13 protein-coding genes and 1 riboswitch are annotated in these 15,246 nt (G+C 72.0%); of the genes, 12 read left to right on the top strand and 1 reads right to left on the bottom strand.

Annotation, left to right across the window (positions count from 1 at the left end):
* The first annotated feature begins 84 nt into the window (after positions 1-84).
* From AC6H2I_RS01650 to AC6H2I_RS01610, 9 genes are all read left to right on the top strand, one after another.
* Positions 85-501 carry a Ros/MucR family transcriptional regulator gene (locus AC6H2I_RS01650; RefSeq protein ID WP_497498803.1) on the top strand — a complete coding sequence of 139 codons (417 nt, stop codon included), beginning with the start codon at positions 85-87 and terminating at the stop codon, positions 499-501.
* Between the two features lie 285 nt (positions 502-786).
* Positions 787-1,608, top strand: a complete 822-nt coding sequence (locus AC6H2I_RS01645; RefSeq protein WP_497498801.1) for a GNAT family N-acetyltransferase — start codon at positions 787-789, stop codon at positions 1,606-1,608.
* 26 nt (positions 1,609-1,634) lie between these two features.
* On the top strand, positions 1,635-2,513 hold the full coding sequence (locus AC6H2I_RS01640) for a lysophospholipid acyltransferase family protein (RefSeq protein ID WP_497498800.1): 879 nt from the start codon (positions 1,635-1,637) through the stop codon (positions 2,511-2,513).
* 169 nt (positions 2,514-2,682) lie between these two features.
* Entirely contained in the window at positions 2,683-4,098 is a 1,416-nt protein-coding gene (gene miaB / locus AC6H2I_RS01635) for a tRNA (N6-isopentenyl adenosine(37)-C2)-methylthiotransferase MiaB (protein ID WP_497498799.1), read from the top strand.
* Positions 4,095-5,180, top strand: a complete 1,086-nt coding sequence (locus tag AC6H2I_RS01630; RefSeq protein ID WP_497498798.1) for a PhoH family protein — start codon at positions 4,095-4,097, stop codon at positions 5,178-5,180. The genes miaB and AC6H2I_RS01630 overlap by 4 nt, the downstream gene beginning before the upstream one ends.
* A complete protein-coding gene (ybeY, locus tag AC6H2I_RS01625; protein WP_497498796.1) occupies positions 5,177-5,728 on the top strand; it encodes an rRNA maturation RNase YbeY in 552 nt (183 codons plus the stop codon). The genes AC6H2I_RS01630 and ybeY overlap by 4 nt, the downstream gene beginning before the upstream one ends.
* Positions 5,725-6,642, top strand: coding sequence for a hemolysin family protein (locus tag AC6H2I_RS01620; RefSeq protein WP_497498795.1), 918 nt, complete (start codon positions 5,725-5,727; stop codon positions 6,640-6,642). The genes ybeY and AC6H2I_RS01620 overlap by 4 nt, the downstream gene beginning before the upstream one ends.
* 95 nt (positions 6,643-6,737) lie before the next feature.
* A riboswitch (SAM riboswitch) is annotated at positions 6,738-6,817 on the top strand.
* A gap of 42 nt (positions 6,818-6,859) precedes the next feature.
* The gene (gene metZ, locus AC6H2I_RS01615) at positions 6,860-8,077 is read left to right on the top strand and encodes an O-succinylhomoserine sulfhydrylase (RefSeq protein ID WP_497498793.1); all 1,218 of its coding nucleotides are present in this window, start codon (positions 6,860-6,862) and stop codon (positions 8,075-8,077) included.
* A gap of 86 nt (positions 8,078-8,163) precedes the next feature.
* Positions 8,164-8,712, top strand: a complete 549-nt coding sequence (locus AC6H2I_RS01610) for a phasin family protein (RefSeq protein WP_497498792.1) — start codon at positions 8,164-8,166, stop codon at positions 8,710-8,712.
* Here the strand turns inward: AC6H2I_RS01610 and AC6H2I_RS01605 are convergent.
* A complete protein-coding gene (locus tag AC6H2I_RS01605; protein WP_497498790.1) occupies positions 8,705-9,622 on the bottom strand; it encodes a GGDEF domain-containing response regulator in 918 nt (305 codons plus the stop codon). The genes AC6H2I_RS01610 and AC6H2I_RS01605 overlap by 8 nt on opposite strands.
* 225 nt (positions 9,623-9,847) lie before the next feature.
* Here AC6H2I_RS01605 and AC6H2I_RS01600 point away from each other — a divergent pair, with 225 nt between their 5' ends.
* The 3 genes from AC6H2I_RS01600 (at position 9,848) to murJ (ending at position 15,179) form a co-directional block, all read left to right on the top strand.
* Positions 9,848-12,715, top strand: a complete 2,868-nt coding sequence (locus AC6H2I_RS01600; RefSeq protein WP_497498789.1) for a [protein-PII] uridylyltransferase — start codon at positions 9,848-9,850, stop codon at positions 12,713-12,715.
* 180 nt (positions 12,716-12,895) lie between these two features.
* A complete protein-coding gene (locus AC6H2I_RS01595) occupies positions 12,896-13,585 on the top strand; it encodes a PRC-barrel domain-containing protein (RefSeq protein ID WP_497498788.1) in 690 nt (229 codons plus the stop codon).
* A 43-nt stretch (positions 13,586-13,628) separates the two neighbouring features.
* Positions 13,629-15,179 (top strand): murein biosynthesis integral membrane protein MurJ, encoded by a 1,551-nt coding sequence (gene murJ / locus AC6H2I_RS01590; protein WP_497498787.1) that lies wholly within the window; start codon positions 13,629-13,631, stop codon positions 15,177-15,179.
* Positions 15,180-15,246 lie beyond the last annotated feature (67 nt).

Genomic DNA, 15,246 nt, shown 5'->3' with positions numbered 1-15,246 from the left:
ACTTCCTTTCAAAGTTTGGATATTGCACCCGGCTGCGAACCACTTTATATGAGGTGCGAACGCCAAGCCGTGGAGCAATCATACATGAGCAATGGGTCCCCTTCCACCGAGCTGTTGTCTCTGACGACGGAGATCGTGGCAGCACACGTCTCCAACAATACAGTGGCTCTGAGCGATCTTCCGACCTTGATCGAACAGGTGTATCGGTCGCTGTCGAACGTCGGTGCCGAACCCGCCCCGGCCGAGGAGCGGCCGCAGCCCGCGGTGCCGATCAAGAAGTCGGTGACCCCCGACTACATCGTCTGCCTCGAGGACGGCAAGAAGCTGAAGATGCTGAAGCGCCACCTCAAGACGGCCTACAACATGACTCCCGAGGAGTATCGGGACCGCTGGGGCCTGCCGGCGGACTACCCGATGGTGGCGCCGAACTACGCCCGCCAGCGCAGCTCGCTGGCCAAGCAGATCGGCCTGGGCACCCGGGCGCGCCGCGGCGCCGCCTGACCGGGCGGCGGCCCGGCCGGCGCCCGGCCGGCCCCCTCGGCGCCCACGGCCCGGGGGATCGCGCGATCCCGGGGACGCGCCCGAGGGTGCGTCCCGGGCGCGGGCGCGCGGCTGGCCGGCTCCGGCCGGTGCAGGATCCGTGACGGTTTGGTGAACGCGGATGTCATGGTTGACCCGCCTCCGGCGCTTCGTGGTATGCCTGTGGCCTGGATCACCCCAGCCCTAAGGGTGGGGTGGGTCCGCCGCCGTAGCGACCAGAACGATCCAGGCAGCACGATGCAGGCCATGTCGGACATCATTGCGGACCAGGGCGTCGCAGGCGACCTGCGGACGGGGACGTTGGAGGTGCGCCTGGCGCGGTCGACCGCCGAGGTGGACAGCGCGCAGGCCCTGCGCTACCGCGTTTTCTACGAGGAGATGGCGGCCAAGCCGTCGCCCGAGATGGCGGTGCGGCGGCGCGACTTCGACGATTTCGACGCCCATTGCGATCACCTCCTGGTCATCGACCACGCCCGCGGCTCCGGCCCCGAGGCGGTGGTCGGCACCTACCGGCTGATCCGCCGCCCCATGGCAGCGCGCGCCGGCCGCTTCTATTCCGCCAGCGAGTACGACATCGCCCCGCTGGTGTCCCTGGCGGGCGAGGTGCTGGAGCTGGGGCGGAGCTGCGTCGACGCCGCCTACCGCACCCGCGGCTCGATGCAGCTGCTGTGGCGGGGCATTGCCGCCTACGTGTTCGAGCACCAGATCGAGGTCATGTTCGGGTGCGCCAGCTTGCGCGGCAACGACGTGACGGCGCTGGCCGAACCGCTGTCGTACCTCTACCACCATCACCTCGCGCCGCCGGCGCTGCGCCCGGTGGCGCTGCCGGAGCTGCACGTTGACATGCGGCTGATGGACGTGGCGGCGATCGACGCCAAGCGGGCGCTGGGCGAGCTGCCGCCGCTGATCAAGGGCTACCTGCGTCTGGGCGGCTTCGTCGGCGACGGGGCGGTGATCGACCCGCAGTTCAACACCACCGACGTCTGCGTCGTGGTGAAGACCGACCTGATCACGGAGAAGTACTCCAAGCATTACGAGCGGCGGCGCAGCGACGCTCCCGGCGCGTGAGGCCGGACGCTCGGAGGAAACGCCCCATGGGTTCGCCGGTCCTCGGCCTCGTCCGTCTGGCGGTCTATCTCGCCTGGACGGCCCTGCTGATCCCGGTGCAGGCGCTCGCGGTCGCGCTGCGCCTGCCGTTGCGCACCCGGCTGCCGCTGTTCTACCACGCCTCGTGCTGGCGCATCCTCGGCTTCGACGTCGAGGTGCGCGGCGCGATGGCCCGGGAACGGCCGGTGCTGGTCGTCGCCAACCACTCCTCCTATCTCGACATCACGGTGCTGGGCGGGCTGATCCCCGGCTCGTTCGTCGCCAAGACCGAGGTGGCGGGGTGGCCGTTGTTCGGCCTGCTGGCCAAGCTGCAGCGCACCGTGTTCGTCGAACGCCGCGACCGCCGCACCACCGGACGCCAGCGCGACGACATGCGCGGCCGCCTGGAGCATGGCGACACCCTGATCCTGTTCCCCGAGGGCACGTCGTCGGACGGCAACCGCACGCTGCCCTTCAAGACGGCGCTGTTCGCGGTGGCCGCCACCCGCGTCGACGGGCGGCCGCTGACGGTGCAGCCGGTCAGCGTCACCGCCACGCGGCTCGACGGCATCCCCATGGGCCTGGCCTTCCGCCCGGTCTACGCCTGGTACGGCGACATGGACCTGGCGCCGCACCTGTGGCGGGTCTTCACGCTCGGGCGCATCACGGTCGAGGTGGAGTTCCACGAGCCGGTCACCCTCGATGCCTTTCCCAGCCGCAAGGCCCTGGCCGATCACTGCGCGCGGGCGGTGGCCGGCGGCGTGGCGCGCGCGGTGAGCGGCCGCGCCGCGCCGGTCGTCCCGCCGGTGGTCTCCCCGGCGGCCCCCCCGGCGGCGGCCCGGCCCGCGGAGGGCGGCGCCACCGACGCCGAGGCGGTGGTGTCCTGATCGCGGCTGCCGCGCGTGCCCGAAAGGTGAGGGGGTGCGCGACGCGATTGACGCGCCCCGGGTCCCCTGCGATACCATGGCGCGAGTACTGAACGGCCGGCAGACCGGCGCGGCGCGCTGGCGCAGGGGGGCTGGCGCGCCTGTTGTCATTGGCGCGGAAGGAAAGGGGTTGGGCAAGAAACTCTTCATCAAGACCTGGGGCTGCCAGATGAACGTCTACGACTCCGCCCGCATGGCGGACGTTCTGGCGCCACTGGGTTACCGACCGGTCGACGAGCCGGACGGCGCCGACATGGTGATTCTCAACACCTGCCACATCCGCGAAAAGGCATCGGAGAAGGTCTTCTCCGAGCTTGGCCGGCTGCGCGTCCTGAAGGACCGCAAGGAAACCGTCGAGGGCGGCCGCATGGTGCTGGCGGTTGCCGGCTGCGTCGCCCAGGCGGAGGGCGAGGAGATCGTCGCCCGCGCCCCCTTCGTCGACATCGTCTTCGGGCCGCAGACCTACCACACCCTGCCGGAGATGGTGGCGCGCGCCCACCGCGCCGCCGGTGCGGTGCTGAACACCGATTTCCCCGCGGAATCCAAGTTCGACTTCCTGCCCGACGAGGCCGCGCCGGGCGGTGTCGCCGCCTTCCTGGCGGTGCAGGAGGGATGCGACAAGTTCTGCACCTTCTGCGTCGTCCCCTACACCCGCGGTGCCGAGTTCTCCCGCCCCGCCGCCCAGGTCCTGGCCGAGGCGCGGCGTCTGGTCGCGGGCGGGGTCCGCGAGATCACCCTGCTGGGCCAGAACGTCAACGCCTGGCACGGCACGGCGCCGGACGGCGGCACCTGGGGGCTGGGCCGGCTGATCCGCGCCCTGGCGGGGATCGAGGGGCTGGAGCGCATCCGCTACACCACGTCGCACCCGCGCGACATGGACGAGGACCTGATCCGTGCCCACGGCGAGGTGGCGCAGCTCATGCCCTACCTGCACCTGCCGGTGCAGGCGGGCTCGGACCGCATCCTGGCGGCGATGAACCGCAAGCACACCGCCGACGACTACCGCCGGACGGTTGACCGGCTGCGCACGGCGCGCCCCGACCTGGCGCTGTCGGGCGACTTCATCGTCGGCTTTCCCGGCGAGAGCGACGCCGACTTCGCGGCGACCCTGCGCCTGGTGACCGACATCGGCTATGCCCAGGCTTACTCCTTCAAGTACAGCCCGCGCCCCGGCACGCCGGCGGCGGCGGAGGGCGCCCAGGTCGAGGAGGGCGTGAAGGCCGAGCGGCTGGCCGCCCTGCAGCAGCTGCTCGACGCCCAGCAGCAGGCGTTCAACCACGGCTTCGTCGGCCGCACCGTGCCGGTGCTGTTCGACCGGCCGGGAAAGCGCGCCGGCCAGCTCCTGGGGCGCAGCCCCTATATGCAGTCCGTCCACGCCGAGGCCGCCACCCGCCTGATGGGCAGCGTCGCCCTGGTGACGGTGGAGGCGGCCCACCCCAACAGCCTCGCCGGTCGCGTGGCGACCGGCATCCACACCTCCGGGGCCGGCTTCGGCCCCGGCGTCGGACCGATCGATGCCGACCAGATCATGGAGATGCCGGCTTGACCGCGCTGCCGGACCACCGCATCGACCTCCGCTTCGACGACAACCGCCTCGTCCCGCTGCTCTATGGTGAGCACGACCGGAATCTGGCCCGGATCGAGACCCAGCTCGGCGTGTCGCTGATCTCGCGCGGCAACGCCCTGACCATCGCCGGGCCGGCGGGTTCCGCCGACGCCGCCCGGTCGGCCATCGACGCCCTCTACGCCCGCCTGCAGGGCAACCTGCCGGTCGGCCCGGCGGAGGTGGACGCCGCTCTGCGCATGGCCGCCGCCCCCGACCCGCAGGCGCGCGACCAGGCGATGGCCGCCATCAGCCGGCCGGATTTCGCGGTGCGCACCCGCCGCAAGGGGGCCATCACCCCACGGTCGCCGGCCCAGGCGACCTATCTCCAGGCGCTGGCCGAGTGCGAGCTGGTGTTCGGCCTGGGCCCCGCCGGCACGGGCAAGACCTATCTCGCGGTCGCCCAGGCGGTGTCGATGCTGACCACCGGGCAGGTCGACCGTATCGTCCTGTCGCGCCCGGCGGTCGAGGCGGGGGAGCGGCTTGGCTTCCTGCCCGGCGATCTGCGCGAGAAGGTCGACCCCTACCTGCGGCCTCTCTACGATGCGCTGCACGACATGCTGCCGGCCGAGCAGGTGCAGAAGCGGCTGACCTCGGGCGAGATCGAGGTCGCGCCCCTGGCCTTCATGCGCGGGCGGACCCTGGCCGACGCCTTCGTCATCCTCGACGAGGCGCAGAACACCACGCCCATGCAGATGAAGATGTTTCTGACCCGGCTGGGCGAGGGTGGACGCATGGCGGTGACCGGCGACACCTCCCAGATCGACCTGCCGTCGGGGGTGCGCTCCGGCCTCAAGGACGCCGTGCAGATCCTCGGCGGTGGGCCCGGCATGCAGCCGGTGGAGGGCGTGCGGTTCGTGCATTTCAGCGACGCCGACGTGGTCCGCCACCCGCTGGTCAGCCGCATCATCCGCGCCTATGACCGCCACGAGGGTGCCCAGGGCCGCGCCCAGGGCGGGCCTGCGGCGGGCCTGCGCAGTGGTGACGGCGGCGGCGATGCGGGCGCGGCGGGGAGCGGGCGATGAGCGAACCGTCGGCCAGCGATGTGGAGGTCATCGTCACCCGCGAGTCCGGCGACTGGCCGGACGGTGCGGAGTGGCTGGCCGAGCGCGCCTGCCTGGCCGCGCTGGCGTCCGCCTGGGACGGCGACGGCCCGGCCGAGCTGTCGCTGGTGCTCGCCGACGACGCGCTGGTGCACCGTCTCAACCGCGAGTACCGCGGCAAGGACAAGCCGACCAACGTGCTGTCCTTCGCCCTGACCGAGGCCGAGGGGCCGGACCCCGATCCGGCGGCGCCGACCCTGCTGGGCGACGTCATCCTCGCCTGGGAGACGGTGCTCCGCGAGGCCACCGAGCAGGGCAAGCCGGTGCGCGACCACCTCGCCCATCTGGTGGTGCACGGCACCCTGCACCTGCTCGGCCACGATCACGAGGACGACGCCGAGGCCGAGGTCATGGAGCGCCGCGAGGTGGCGGTCCTGGCCGGGCTGGGCATCGCCGATCCCTATGCCGACACCCCCGCGGGACCGTCGGATCCGCCGCTTTCGTCGCAACCGCAACCGCCAGGACAATGACCGAGACCTCCGACAGTCGAATGCCCCGTGAGGACGGGGCCGAAGACCAGAATTCGCTGGGCCATCTCTTCCGGGGATGGCTGCGTTCCGTGATCCGGGGCCGCGGCGACACGACGCTCCGCGACACCATCGAGGAGCTGATCGAGGAGGAGGATGAGACCGAAGGGTCCATGGCGGCGAGCGAACGCGCGCTCCTCGGCAACATCCTCAAGCTGCGCGACCGCACCGTCGTCGACGTCATGGTGCCCCGCGCCGACATCATCGGCGTCGACGTCGACACCGAGATCCCGACCCTGATCCAGCGCATGTCCGAGGAGCAGCACTCGCGCATGCCGGTCTACCGGGAGACGCTCGACGACGTGGTCGGGATGATCCACATGAAGGACGTCCTCACCTGCATCGCCGGCACCCGCAGCTGCACCCTGCGCGAACTGGTGCGCGACGTGCTGATCGTCGCCCCCTCCATGCCGGTCCTGGAGCTTCTGGTGCAGATGCGCCAGACCCGCCAGCACATGGCCCTGGTGGTGGACGAGTTCGGCGGCATCGACGGGTTGGTGACCATCGAGGACCTGGTGGAGGAGATCGTCGGCGAGATCGAGGACGAGCACGACGAGGCCAGCTCGCCGCGTCTCGTCGAGCGGCCGGACGGGTCGCTGATGGCCGACGCCCGGGTGGCCATCGAGGACTTCGAGGAGCGCGTCGGCCCGGTCCTGGCCGAGGACGAGCGCGAGGACATCGACACGCTGGGCGGGCTGGTGGTGTCCCTGGCCGGCCGGGTGCCGGCCCGCGGCGAGCTCCTCAAGCACCCGTCGGGGCTGGAGTTCGAGATCGTCGAGGCCGACCCGCGCCGGATCAAGCGCCTGCGCGTGCGCAACGTGCCGGTCCACACCGGCCTGCTGGCGGCGACCGGGTGAGGGCGCCGGCCGCGGGGGCGCCGGCCGGGCGTGCGTCCCCGAGGCCGGGCCGGCCCCGGAACGCCTCTTGACGCCGTCCGCGGCCCCGTCCTAAAACCTCACCCCGTGGTGATTTGACCGACCGGCTTGCGGACCACGTTAAAAAATCCGCTAAAGTGGTCCTGGCCGTCCCGCGCCTCGACCTCAACGGTCCCACCGGCGCCAGGAGACAGCGGCCATGCCCTCGTCCGACACCCCGTCCCATCGCAAACCCGACGTCAGCGCCCTGCGGCCGCGGTCCCAGCTCGTGCACGGCGGCATCCAGCGCTCGTCGTTCGACGAGACGGCCGAGGCCATGTACCTCACCTCCGGCTTCGTCTACGGGGCGGCGGAGGAGGCCGAGGCGGCGTTCCAGACCGACGGCCTGCGCCACGTCTACTCGCGGTTCCGCAACCCGACCGCGGCGATGTTCGAGGACCGCCTGGCGTCCTACGAGGGGGCGGCCTGGGCCTACGCCACCACCACCGGCATGGCCGCGGTGTTCGCCGCGCTGATGTGCCACCTCAAGGCCGGCGACCGCATCGTGGCACCCTGGGGCCTGTTCGGCTCCTGCCTGCACATCGTCAAGACCATCGCGCCCCGCTACGGCATCGTGCCGGTGCTGGTGGACGGCCCCGATCTGGAGCAGTGGCGTGCCGCCCTGTCCGAGCCCGCCGCCATGGTGTTCCTGGAGACGCCGTCGAACCCGACGCTGGAGCTGGTGGACCTGCAGGCGGTGTGCGACCTCGCCCACGCCGCGGGCGCACGGGTGGTGGTGGACAACGCCTTCGCCACGCCGGTGCTGCAGCGGCCCTTCACCTACGGCGCCGACATCGTGGTCTATTCCGCCACCAAGCACATCGACGGCCAGGGGCGGTGCCTGGGCGGCATGATCCTGGCGGCCGACGCCGCCTATGGCGCCGACGTCATCCACCCCTTCGTGCGCAACACCGGACCCACCATCAGTCCGTTCAACGCCTGGGTGCTGCTCAAGGGGCTGGAGACGCTGGAGTTGCGGGTCGGTGCCCAGACCCAGGCCGCCGCCTCCGTGGCGGCCTTCCTCGACGGCCACCCGAAGATCGCCCGCACCGTCTACCCGATGCTGGAAAGCCATCCCCAGCACGCGTTGGCGCGCCGGCAGATGGGCGGCGGCGGCACCATGGTGTCCTTCGAGGTCGCGGGCGGCAAGGCCGAGGCCTTCCGCTTGATGAACGCCCTGAAGATGGTGCTGATCTCGAACAATCTCGGTGACTCCAAGTCGCTCATCACCCATCCCGCGACCAGCACCCACGCCCGCCTCAGCGACGAGGACAAGACGAGGGCGGGAATCCGACCGGCGCTGATACGCCTTTCGGTGGGGTTGGAGGATGTCCAGGACATCGTCGACGACCTGGACCGGGCGCTGAAATCGGTCTGACGTTGCATTTCGGAGCCGGCTGGTCTATGTCCCCCGCTCCGCAACCGCGGACGTGGCGGAGCACCGCCGAACAGGAGAGCATGGGCATGGCGGGATCCCGGGACACCGATCGGACGAGGACGGCGCGGCGGCTGACGGCGATGGTCGACGATCTCATGCGCACGGCGGCGATTCAGAGCGAGCTGGGCGTGGCGGCGGCCCGGACCATCGGCTACCGCACCGCGATGATGGCCGGCGCCCTGCAGGACCCGCAGACGCTGACCGATCCGGAGTTCGTGCGCATGGGCGCCGAGAAGGTGGAGGCCGCGGCGGAGTCCGCCACGGCGCTGGCCGCCGGCATCGCCGATCTGCACGACGCCTGGGTGGCCCTGCTGACCGGCCCGGCCCAGGCCGCGGCCATGGCGATGAGCGGTGTCGGCGCCTGCCGCACCCCGTTCGACCTGATCGAGGTGCAGCGGCGGTGGATGGAGGAGAGCCTCACCTCGGGGGTCGCCGCCGGCATGCGCTTCGCGGAATCCGCGGCGGCGCTGGGCGGCGCGGCTTTGCTGCCGATGCACCGCCGGGCCAGCGCCAACGCCCGCCGTCTGGAACGGCGCCAGACCACCTGGTGGAGCGCCTTCCCGGGCTTCAGGTGACCGTCACGGCCGGCGGGCCGTCGTTGTCCTCGATCTCCACCCGGTTCCGGCCGCCACGCTTGGCGCGGTAGAGGGCGGCGTCGGCGCGCGCCATCACGGTTTCCACCGATTGGTCGCCGTCGTGCAGCAGGGCGACGCCGATGCTGACCGTGAACTGGAAGCTGCCGCCGGTCGGCAGCAGGACGCCGGTGATGGCCATGGCGCCGCGCACCCGGTTGGCCACCAGCATGGCGCCGGGGCGGTCGGTCTCCGGCAGGAGGACCGCGAACTCCTCGCCGCCCAGCCGGCCCAGCACGTCGGTCTGGCGGATCATCGTCCGGCAGGTCCGCACGCAGCTCCGGATGGCATCGTCGCCGATGGCGTGGCCGTGGGTGTCGTTGATCGCCTTGAAATGGTCGATGTCCAGCATCAGCATCGCCAGGGCGCGGCCATGGCGGCGCGCCCGCTGCACCTCCTCCGCCCCGCGCGCCAGGAAGTGGCGGCGGTTCAGGGCACCGGTCAGACCGTCGGTGGTCGCCAGCCGCTCCAGCTCCCGCTGCATCCGCACCACCCGGGACGCGGCGAGCAGGCGGGCCTGCACCCACGCCTCGTCGAGCGGTTTGCGCAGCAGCTCGTCGGCACCGTTCTCGATGATGTCGGCGAACTGGCTGGTGATGCTGCCCGGCACCATCAGCATGAGGTAGACGTGGTGGGTGCCGGCCTGGCCGCAGCGCAGGTGCCAGCACACCTCCTGCCCCTCCATGTCGCCGGCCTTGAAGTCGACGAACACCAGGTCGAAGCGCTCCTCCTGGCAGCGCACCAGGGCCTCGCTGCCGTGGGTGACGCCGGTGACCTCGTGCCCGAGCTTGATGAGCTGATCGCACAGGACCCTTCGGCTGAACCGGGAGTCGTCGACCACGAGAATGCGCATGCGACGCCTTGTGTCGAGGGTGCGACCGAAAAATGCGCGGCATCCTACCCTGCCCGCGGCGCCGTTTCCAGGGGCAGGCAACACTCTTCCCAAGCCGGCCGCGACGGGCGGGCGGGGCGGCGTTTCGGTATGGCTGGCGAGACTTCCGTGCGTCGGCCGCCGGTTGGGGGTATGGTCGGCGCGCCCCACATGAGTCGATCGTTTCCCGCTGCGCGAGTCCGCCCGATGCTGTCTCCCCGCGTCTCCGCCCCCGAGCCCGCCGCCGCTCCGGAGATCCCCAACCGGCGCGCCATCATCTCCCGGCGCAAGCTGATCGGCTGTCTCGACGACCTGGTGGCCGAGCACGGCACCGGCGACGCCCTGCGCCCCCACGTCATGGCCTGCCTGCGCGACGCCCTGAACGCCGGGCGCGAGGAGGTGCGGGCGCGGTTCGAGGCGGGCGGGTCGGGGGAGGACTGCGTGCGCCAGAACTGCTACCTCGCCGACCGGCTGGTGCGCACCCTGGCGGATTTCGCCGTGACGCACATGTTTCCCAGCGCCAATCCCACCACCGGGGAGCAGTTCGACATCGCCGCCACCGGCGGCTACGGCCGCGGCGAGCTGGCGCCGTCGTCGGACATCGACCTGCTGTTCCTGCTGCCCTACAAGCGCACGGCCCGGGTCGAGCAGGTGGTGGAGTACATGCTCTACATCCTGTGGGACCTCGGCATCAAGGTCGGCCACGCCGTGCGCAGCGTCGACGAGTGCATCCGCCAGTCCAAGGCCGACATCACCATCCGCACCGCGGTGCTCGAGGCGCGCTTCCTGTGGGGCCAGCGCAAGCTGTGCACCGAGCTGAAGAAGCGGTTCGACAAGGAGGTCGTCGCCGGCACCGGCCCGCAGTTCGTCGAGGCCAAGCTGGCGGAGCGCGACAGCCGCCACCAGAAGCTGGGCGACAGCCGCTACGTCCTGGAGCCCAACCTGAAGGACGGCAAGGGCGGCCTGCGCGACCTGCAGACCCTGTTCTGGATCGCCAAATACCTCTACCGGGTCGAGGGGGTGGAGGAGCTGGTGGAGAAGGGCGTGCTGCTGCCCGAGGAGGCGCAGCGGTTCGCCAAGGCGCAGAACTTCCTGTGGACGGCGCGCTGCCACCTCCACTACCTCGCCGGCCGCATGGAGGACCGCCTCACCTTCGATGTCCAGGCGCAGATCGGCGCCCGCATGGGATACACCGAGCACGCCGGGACCAAGGGGGTGGAGCGCTTCATGAAGCACTACTTCCTGGTCGCCAAGGACGTCGGCGACCTCACCCGCATCTTCTGCGCCGCGCTGGAGGCGGAATCCAAGCGGCCGCCGCGATTCAACCTGCTGCGCCTGGCCGCCGTGGCGCGGCGGCGCGACGTGGAAGGATTCGTCGTCGACGGCGAGCGGCTCAACGTGCGCCACGACAAGCAGTTCAAGGAACAGCCCGTCGACATGATCCGGCTGTTCCACGTCGCCCAGCAGCACGACATCGACATCCACCCCAACGCGCTCAGGGCGATCACCCGGGCCCTCGGGGCGATCGGCCCCAAGGTGCGCAACGACCCCGAGGCCAACCGGCTGTTCCTGGAGATGCTGGCCGGCCGCAAGGATCCCGAGCTGGCGCTGCGGCGGATGAACGAGGCCGGCGTGCTGGGCCGCTTCATCCCCGATTTCGGCCGCGTCGTCGCGCAGATGCAGTACGACATGTACCACGTCTACACCGTCGACGAGCACACCCTGTTCGCCATCGGCATCCTGCACCGCATCGAGGCCGGCGAGCTGGCCGGCGAGCTGCCCTTGAGCAGCGAGATCATCCACAAGGTGGTGTCGCGCCGCGCCCTCTATGTGGCGCTGCTGCTGCACGACATCGCCAAGGGGCGGGGCGGCGACCACTCCGTGCTCGGCGCCCGGGTGGCGGAGAAGCTGTGCCCGCGCCTCGGCCTGTCGGCGGAGGAGACGGAGACGGTGGCCTGGCTGGTGCGCTGGCACCTCGCCATGTCCTTCACCGCCTTCAAGCGCGACCTGGAGGACGACAAGACCGTGCGCGACTTCGCCGCGCTGGTGCAGTCGCCGGAGCGGCTGCGGCTTCTTCTGGTGCTCACCGCCTGCGACGTGCGGGCGGTTGGGCCGGGGCGCTGGAACAACTGGAAGGCGACGCTCCTTCGGGAGATCTACAACCGTTCAGAGGAGCTGATGACCGGCGGCTTCTCCGCCGAGGGGCGCAGCCGGCGCATCGCCACCGTCCAGGGGGCGCTGCGCGAGCTGCTCGACGACTTCACGGGCGACGAGTTCGACAGCCACGTCGCTCTCGGCTACCCCGCCTATTGGCTGACCTTCGAGCGGGAGACCCTGGCCTACCACGCCCGCATGCTGCGCGGCGCCGAACGCGACCGGCGCCCGCTGACGGTGGAGACGCGGGTCGACCGCAGCCGGGCCATCACCGAGGTCACGATCTACACCACCGACCACCACGGCCTGTTCTCCCGCCTTGCCGGCGCCTTCGCGGCGTGCGGGGCGGACATCGTCGACGCGAAGATCTTCACCATGACCAACGGCATGGCGCTCGACGTCTTCTCCGTTCAGGACGCCGCCGGCGGCGGCGCGTTCGAGGGCGGCGACAAGCTGGCCCGGCTGGCCGTCACCATCGAGAAGGTGCTGGGCGGGCAGCTCAAGCCGCTGCGCGAGTTGGGCGACCGCCGCACCTCGCAACCCAGCCGCACCCGGGTGTTCCACGTGCCGCCGCGGGTGCTGATCGACAACAACTGCTCCACCACCCACACGGTGATCGAGGTCAACGGCCGCGACCGGCCGGGGCTGCTGTACGACCTGACGCGGGCCCTGTCGAACCTGGCCCTGCAGATCTCCTCGGCCAAGATCGCCACCTACGGCGAGAAGGCCATCGACGTGTTCTACGTCAAGGACGTGTTCGGCCTGAAGGTCGGCCACGAGGCGAAGCTGGCCCAGGTCCGCGAACGCCTGCTGCACGCCCTGGCCGACCCCGCCGGCGAGACGCCGACCCAGCACCGCGGCAGCCGCACCGTGCGGGCCAAGGTGGCGGCCAGCCGGCGCGCCGCCAAGGCGGCCGGCTGAGGCTCCCGCGGGTCTCCCGGGGCGTTGCCCTTCCGTAGGGGGCTGGCGTCCCCTGGCGGGGCCGGTTGGCCGCGGGGCGGGTGCGCCGATGGAACCCCCCTGGCGCGGTTCGGTTGAGGCGGGGGATCGGCGACGGCGTCACGCCGGCCGATCCCACCCTGACAGACCGCGAGGAACCCGATGAACGCCATCCACCAACGCGAGGGATCGCCGTGGCGCGCCGCCCTGATGGGCTCGGCCGCGCTGCTGATGCTGGCGGCGTGCGGCGACGAAACCGAGGTGTCGGAGGCGCCGGCCGTCGTCGAGGAGGAGACCGCCGTCGTCGAACCGGCACCCCCGATGCCCGGCGCCGCGACGGAAACCCCGGTGGCCGCCGCACCCGAGGCCGCACCCGAGGCCGGCGCGGCGGAGGCCGAGGTGACCGTGCAGCCGCCGGCGACCGGCGGGGCCGAGGTGGTGGTCGTGCGGCCGCCCGAGGAGGAGGGCGCCACCGCCGGCGGCTCCGCATCGGCCGGGTCCGGCAGCGGCGCCACCGGCGGCGAGCAGGTGGCCGCCGCCGGCCAGCCGCTCGACCCCGCCGCCTTCGCCGGCGAGGCGCGCGACGCCATCGGCACCTCGGTGCGCACCGGGTCGGGCGAGGTGATCGGCGACGTGCGCGACGTGCTGCGTGGCGACGACGGCCAGCCCGAGGCGCTGGTGCTGACCCTGGCGGAGAACGACCGCATGGTCCGGGTGCCGCTGGACGCGTTTCGTGTCCGCCCCGGCGAGCGCACCCTGATGGCCGACCGCGACGCCGAGGAGATCCGCGGCATGCCCACCTTCGCCTACCAGGGCGACGAGGACGCGGTGATCGGCGAGGAGGGCCAGTAACGGCCTTTCCATCCAGGTGGGGCCGGGCTATACCCCCGGCCCCATGAGCCTTGCGCGATCCGTCGCCACCGTCGGTGGCCTGACCATGCTGAGCCGGGTCGCCGGCTTCGTCCGCGACATCCTGACCGCCGCCCTGCTGGGGGCGGGGCCGGTGGCCGACGCCTTCTTCGTGGCGTTGAAGCTGCCCAACTTCTTCCGCCGCCTGTTCGCCGAAGGGGCGTTCTCCGTCGCCTTCGTCCCGCTGTTCTCCGAACGCCTGGAACGGGACGGCCGGGCGGCGGCGGTGGCCTTCGCCGGCGAGGCGCTGGCGGTCCTGCTGTGCGTGCTGGTCCCCTTCACCGTTCTGGCCGTGGTGGCGATGCCCCACGCGATGGTGCTGCTGGCGCCCGGCTTCGCCGACGAGCCCGCCAAGTTCGCGCTGGCCGTCGGCTACGCGCGGCTCACCTTCCCCTACCTGATGCTGGTGTCGGTGGTGGCCCTGCTGGGGGGCGTGCTGAACGCGCTGGGCCGCTTCGGCCCGTTCGCCGCCGCTCCCATCGCCTTCAACCTCACGCTGATCGCCGCCCTGCTGCTGGCGCCGGCGCTGGACCTCGACCGAGGCACGGCGATGGCGGTGGGGGTCACCGTGTCGGGGGTGGTGCAGCTCGCCTGGATGGCCTGGGCGTGCCACGCCGCGGGGATCGCCGTCCGCCTGCCGCGGCCGCGCCTGTCGCCGGCCATCCGCCGCCTGTTCCGCCTGATCGGCCCCGGCGCGATCGGCGCCGGCGTCATGCAGATCAACCTGTTCGTCGACGTCATCCTGGCGTCGCTGCTGCCCTCGGGGGCGGTGTCCTACCTCTACTACGCCGACCGGCTCAACCAGCTGCCGCTGGGCATCATCGGCATCGCCATCGGCACCGCGCTGTTGCCGGTGCTGTCGCGCCACGTCGCCGCCGGCGACCGCGAGTCGGCGCGCCACGACCTGAGCCGGGCGCTGGAGTTCAGCCTGCTGCTGGGGCTGCCCGCGGCGGCCGCCCTGGTCGCCGCCGGCCACCCCATCGTCGCCGTGCTGTTCGAGCGCGGCGCCTTCGGCCCCGACGAGGCGCGGGCCACGGCCTGGACCCTGGCCGCCTACGCCGTCGGCATCCCCGCCTACGTGGTCACCAAGGTGTTGAGCGCCGCCTTCTTCGCCCGCCAGGACACCGCCACCCCGGTGCGCATCGCGGTGGCGGTGACGCTGGCCAACGGCCTGCTGGCCTTCGCGTTGCTGTTCGCGCTGGAGCAGGTCGGCATCGCCCTGGCGACCGGCCTGACGGCCTGGCTGAACGTGGCGCTGCTGGCGCGGGCGCTGCGCCGCCGCGGCCTGCTGGAGATCGACCAGCGGGCGCGGCGGCGCGCCCCGCGGATCGCCCTGGCGGCGCTGGCGCTGGGGGCCGCGCTGGCCGCGGGGGCCGCGCTGCTCGACCCCTGGCTGTTCGCGGCGTCGGGCGCCGTCCGCCTGGCTGCCCTGGCGCTCCTGGTGGCCGGCGGCGGGGTGTTCTACGCCGCGCTCGCCCACGGCATCGGGGCGGCCGGCCTGGGCGAGGTCAGAGCCTTGCTCCGGCGCGGCCGGTGAGGCGGTCGCGCGCGGCTTGACCCGCCGCCGTGGCGGCGCGATAACAGCCGCCTCCCAGGAATTCGCG

This window comes from Azospirillum sp. NS33 (assembly GCF_059703765.1).
This window is presented reverse-complemented; position numbering and strand designations above follow the sequence as displayed.